The organism is Streptomyces odonnellii (assembly GCF_000981895.1).
GTDB lineage: Bacteria > Actinomycetota > Actinomycetes > Streptomycetales > Streptomycetaceae > Streptomyces > Streptomyces odonnellii.
Genome location: NZ_LATD01000579.1, coordinates 1 through 4,523, shown reverse-complemented (window position 1 = coordinate 4,523; position 4,523 = coordinate 1). Strand labels below are relative to the sequence as shown.

Sequence of the window (4,523 nt, the reverse complement as noted above, 5' to 3'; positions counted from 1 at the left end):
GTACGGGCGCGCGCGGCGGGGTGGGCGCGGGGGCGGCTCGGAGCGCGGGCCGTGGCGCCGACGGCGCGAGCGCCGGCAACCCGGACGAGTCCGGGGCTCCGGGCATGCGTCCTGGCACGGGCGGCCCGGACAGCCCGAATGGTCGGGACATTCCGAACGGCCAGGGCAGCCGGGACAGCCCTGAAGGCTTCGGCAGCCAGGAAGGCTTCGGCGACCCCGACGCCATCCCCTGCCTCGTGCTTTCCAGCAGCAGCTCCGCCGGACTGCACGCCGACGCCCAACGCATCGCCGACTATCTGGCCGCCCGGCCCGAGGCCTACGCACAGGTGTTGCGGCATCTTCAGGCCGGCCGTCCCACGCAGCGTTGGCGGGCCGCCGCAGAGTGCGCTGACGCCGACGCCGCGGTGGACTGGCTGCGAACCGTCGCCGGGGGCGTCATGGCCGTACCGGACAGCCGGACCGAACAGCCCGCGCCGGACGACCCCGGCCTCACCGCCGCAGACCGTACCGCCGGCGAACTCGCCGCGGCCTGGGCAGCCGGCCGTACGGTCCACTGGCCCGCCGGGACCGCGCAGGCGCCCTGGGACTTCCCGCCGCCCGCCTTCGAACTGGCCGACTACGACTTCCCCCGCTCCACGCCGGACCGGGCGTCCGACGCGACGACACCGCAGCGGCTGCCCGAGGACCAGTGGCTGCACCAGCCGCACTGGGTACGGCTCCGCCGCGTGTCCTCCCGTACCGCGGCGCGTGTCCCGACCGCCCGTACCCCCGCTCGTACGACAGCCGGGACAACAACTGGCCGCACCCTGGTCGTCCTCACCGCCGCGCCGTCCCCCTCAGCGGCCTGGCAGCCGTTCGAGCGGACCCACGGCCGAGTGATCCGCGTCAGCACCGCCGACCGTTTCGCCCGGCTCGCGGACGACGCCTATGAGGTGGACCCGGCCGACCCCGCCTCGCTCCGCCTCCTCCTCACCGCCCTGACCAGCACCGACACATCGTCATCCGGCACCGGAACACCGCCGTCCGCCGTCGACTGGCTGCACGCCCTTCCCCTGGCCGTCGACGGCACAGGCGACGAGCACGCACTCGCCCGCGCGCAGTGGGCCTGCCTGGACACCCCCGCCGCCCTGCTCCGGGCGATCGCGGAAACGCCCGCGTTCCCGAAGCCCCGCCTGTGGTGGCTCTCGTACGGCGCACAGCCGGTCGATGGTTTCGTACAGCGTCCCGAACTGGGCCTGCTGGCCGGTGTGGGCGAGGTGGCCCGGCAGGAGACCGGCGCGGACAGCCACTGGCTGGACCTGCCGAGCCCCGACCCGACGCCCGCCGACCCAACGCCGGCCGATCCGACGGCCTCCAACACGACCGCCCCCGCCCCCGTCACCTGGGCACCCCTGCTCGCAACACTCCTCGCAGAGGACGGCACCGCCCTTCCCCACCGGCTCGCGCTGCGCCGGAACTACTGGTGGCACCAGACCGTCCAGCCCGTAATCGGCTCCGTGGCCAGACTCGAAGTCAGCCGCGAAGTCAGCCCGGTGGTCAGCTCCGTGGTCGGCCCCGCGTCACAGCAGGAAGTCCAACCAGCCCAACCAGCCGAGCCGGCCCACACCACCCACCTCATCCTCGGCGGCACAGGCGGCATCGGCACCACCATCGCGGCCCTCCTTCTCGAACAGACCGCTTCCGACATCGTCCTGCTGGCGCGCCGACCGTACCTCCCGCCCCAACTGACCCAGTGGGCCGACCGCGTCACGCTGATCGAAGCCGACCTGGCTCAGGAGGGGCTCGACACGATCCTCGCCCGCCTCGCCCCGTACCTCGGCCAACTCGAAAGCGTCGTGCACGCGGCGGGTACGGCCGCGGGCAGCCTGATATTGCGGCGCGAACCCGGCGCCATGCACCGGGCGATGGCGGCCAAGGTACGCGGGGCCCTGCTCGTCGAGCGGCTGATCGCCGACCGCGGTCCGGCGTACGCGGTGTACTGCTCGTCGATGTCCGTACTGTTCGGCGGCGTCGGGCAGTTCGACTACGCCGCCGCCGCAGGGCTCCTCGACGCCTTCGCGCACCACCAGGCCGGCCCGGACGAGAGCACCGTCCGTATCGGCATCGACTGGGACGTCTGGCGGGAGGTCGGCATGGCGGGCGACACCCTGCGTACGGACGCCCGCCACCAGGCCCATCTCGCCACCGGGTTGAGTACGGAGGAGGGCCGACGCCTCTTCGCGCAGGCTCTGCGGCTCCAGTTGCCCCAGCTCATGGTCTCGACGGTCGCCATGGACGAGGCGCGTGTCTTCTACGAGCCGCAGGTGTCCGACGAGCCGACGGCCACTGCGGCCACCGCGGCCATCGAGTCCGTGCATGAGACCAAAACCGTCTCGCCCGCCGAGCAGTTGGCCGACAGCCTGCGCCGTCGCCTGGGCGTCGACGAACTCGACCCGTCCGCTTCCCTGTACGACCTGGGCGCGGACTCACTGACTCTGCTGGACCTGATCTCCGAGGTGAAACGGCTGTACGGGGTCGATCTGGAGCTGTTCGAACTCAGTCACCGGGTCAGCCTGAACGAGGTGCTGAGCCGGCTGGACCAAGAAGCGGAGGTCAACTCCGGCGACGCCGACCCGGTGCCCCTGGACATCTGGCAAACCGGCACGGGACACGATCTCGTGTGCCTGGTCCACCCGGTCGGCGGTGACATCCAGGCGTACCGGGCGCTGGTCTCGGCCCTCGACCCCGGCACGACCGTCTGTCTGATCGCCGATCCGGCGCTACGGCACACCGCCCCCGCCGCTCACCCCGGCACCGACCCCGCCCGCTTCGGCTCCGGCCCCGGCCACCCGGGGCCGGGCGACACCGCGCTCGACGACACGGGCCCAGGCGGTACGGATCGTCCGGCCTGGACACTCACCGAACGCGCCCGCCACTACCACGCCGCCCTCCAAGCGCGCTTCCCGCACGGGACTTGGCGCTGGCGGCTCGCGGGCTGGTCCTTCGGCGCGTGGGTCGCGCAGGCGATGGCGGCCGAGGCGGAAGCCGCCGGGCGGCCGGCGGACGCGCTGTATCTGCTCGACCCGCCACCCCCGGACGCGGGGCCGCGGCTCGGCGGCTACGACGAGCGGCAGCTCCAGGAGGTATTCGCACGCGAGCTGAGCCAGAGCGCCTCCGGCGATCCGCTGGGCGAGGGCCCGCAGACGTACGCCAAGCGCCTCGCCCAGTGCTGCCGGGCCAATCTGGCGGGCATGCGCGACCACCGGCCGCCCCGGCTGACCCGTACCCCCAGCACCCTGTGGCTCGCGGCCCGTCCCGTGTCCGGCCTGCCGGCCCCCGAACCGCCGGAAGCCCAGCTCAGAGCGTGGCGTACCCGGCTGCCCGAACCCGTGGAGGGGCATGTCGTCGAGACCACGCACTACGGCCTGGTGCAACCGCCGTACGTCAAGGACGTGGCCGACGCCATCAACGCGGCGACGTCCCGGCAGTCCCCCGCCGCCGACTGACCCATCGCAATCGCAGTCGCCATCGCCGACCGACCCGCCAAGACCACCGATGCCTCCCCGCACGGAACGTCCGCATCAGCACCGCCCCGCATGCCCCGGTACCGCCCCGTACACCCACGCCTCGTACGCCCCCACCTCGTACGCCCCGCTCATCCGAGAGGACATCTGGACACCATGGAACAGTTCGCTCTGGACGCCATCGAACGCGTCACCACCAGGCCGCAGGAGGTCTACGACAGCATCGTGGTCGAGCCGCTGACCCCGCTGCTCGGCGCGGAGGTGTTCGACCTGGACCTCTCGAAGGAACTGACCCCGGCCGAGACGGACGACGTGCGGCGCGCGTTCCTGACCCACCACGTGCTGGTGTTCCGCGACCAGGACCTGACCGACGAGGACCACAAGCGCTTCGCCGGTCTCTTCGGCGAACTGCACCCCGTGACGCCGCCCCCGCCGGACTCCGACCCGTACATCCTGGAAGTCAGCGCGAACAGGAACTCACGGGTCGTGGCCGGCAACGGCTGGCACGCCGACGGCACCGCCGACGCCCTGCCGTCCCTGGGCTCCATGCTCTATGTCACCCGCACCCCCGAGATCGGCAGCGGCGGCGACACCCTGTTCGCCAATATGCACCTGGCGTACGAAATGCTCTCCCCGCCCATGAGGACCTTCCTGGACGGCCTCACCGCCGTCCACGACGGCCTCCTGGCCTGGCGCGGCCACACCCCGCCGCCCGGGCTGGACATACCGAAGACCGAGCACCCGGTGGTGGTCCGCCACCCCGACACCGGCCGCCAACTCCTGTACGTGAACGGCGCCTACACCTCGCACATCCCCCAGCTCTCCCGCGGCGAGAGCGAGGCGATCCTCAAGACCCTGTACGACTACATCGCCACGACCCCCCTCCTCCACTGCCGCGTCCGCTGGACCCCCAACACCCTGGTCCTCTGGGACAACCGCTGCGTTCAGCACCACGCGACGTGGGACTACTACCCGCACACCCGCTACGCCCGCCGAGTAGCCATCAACTCCCCCACACCC

Annotated in this window: 2 protein-coding genes; both read left to right on the top strand. The window is 72.4% G+C overall.

Annotated features, from left to right (window positions below; all coding sequences use genetic code 11):
• On the top strand, positions 1-3,485 hold a 3,485-nt coding region (locus WH07_RS35270; RefSeq protein ID WP_157877496.1), incomplete at its 5' end, for an SDR family NAD(P)-dependent oxidoreductase.
• A 174-nt stretch (positions 3,486-3,659) separates the two neighbouring features.
• The coding region (locus WH07_RS35265; RefSeq protein ID WP_046509241.1) for a TauD/TfdA dioxygenase family protein at positions 3,660-4,523 on the top strand (864 nt) is incomplete at its 3' end.